Genomic DNA, 1,241 nt, shown 5'->3' with positions numbered 1-1,241 from the left:
TTCGCCGAGGAAGACCCGCCGCGGAGCGAGCAGCGGCGACGGCGCCGCGAGGCCGCTGCGCTGGCTTCACTGGACCCCGGCCACCCCCTGAACGACCGGGTGCTGCTCTCTGCCCTGACCGGCGACACGATCGACCCGCTGACCCTCGCCGCACCGCCACTGCTGCAGCGGCTGTGGTACCTCAACGGGCAGTCGCGTCATGGCGTGCGGCCGATCATCCCGGCGCTGGCGACGCTGGTCGTCGTGGCTGGCCTGTGGTGGCTGACGGTGCCTCCTGGCGAGCGGCAGCCGATCGTCCAGCGCCCGATCGCAGGTGCCGCGCCGCCGGCGCGCCAGACCGTGCTGCGGCCGCTGGCCTACAGCCCCGACGGCGCGCGGCTCGCCTCGACCAGCGATGAGGCGGCAACGGTGCTCTGGGACGTGGCCGGTCGCAAGGAGTCGCTGCCGCCATTGACCGGCCACGATGCGCAGGTGTCGGCACTGGCGCTCGGCAAGGGCGTGCTGGTCGAAGGCAGCGAGCAGGGAACGATCTACCGGCGTGACCCGCTCACCGGCAGGCTGCTCGGCGATCCGGTCGCCGTACACAGCGGCCCGGTGCAGGCGCTGGCGTTGAGCCCCGATGGACGGACGCTGGCCTCCGGCGGCGCCGATGGCCAGGTGAAGTTCGACGATGCCGTCGTGGAAACACCCCGAGCTGCGCCAGCGCCTGCAGCAACGGCGCCGCTGCGCAGCCCCTTCCTCAAGGTGGGTTTCGACCCGCGATCGACCGTTCTGGCCGGGGAAAGTGCGCCGGCGGCGGCGATCGAGCGTGGCGCGACATCAGCCGTCGTGTCGGCCTCGGTCAAGGCAGCGACGAAGCGAGTCGAGGCTCATCAGGGTGCGGTATCGGCGCTCGCTTTCAGCGTCGACGGCAAGACCCTCGCCTCCGCCGGCGTCGACGGCCGCGTGCTCCTGTGGGATGTGGCGAGCCGCCAGCCGCTTGCCGGGCTGGAGAGCGCGGCGGCTGCCGGAGGCGGGCGCAGTCCGGCCCTCAGCGCGCTCGCCTGGCGTGCCGACGGCGTGCTCGCAACGGGCGACGAACAGGGCGCGATCGTCTTGTGGAACGTCGCGGCCCGCGCCCGGTTGCCCGGGTCGTTGGCGAAGCACGAAAAGCGGGTCGCGGCACTCGCCTTCAGTCGAGGCGGTGCGACCCTCGCCTCGGCCAGCGACGACGGCTCGCTCCGGCTGTGGGACGTCGCTGG

The 1,241-nt window shown here is 73.1% G+C and carries 1 protein-coding gene; it reads left to right on the top strand.

The genetic code is table 11. The features are described from left to right. A partial coding sequence (locus tag CAPSK01_RS13550) for a WD40 repeat domain-containing protein (RefSeq protein WP_034927652.1) occupies positions 1–1,241 on the top strand: 1,241 nt, incomplete at both ends.

Origin of the sequence: Candidatus Accumulibacter vicinus (assembly GCF_000584955.1) — a bacterium.
In the GTDB taxonomy this organism is placed as follows: domain Bacteria; phylum Pseudomonadota; class Gammaproteobacteria; order Burkholderiales; family Rhodocyclaceae; genus Accumulibacter; species Accumulibacter vicinus.
This window is presented reverse-complemented; position numbering and strand designations above follow the sequence as displayed.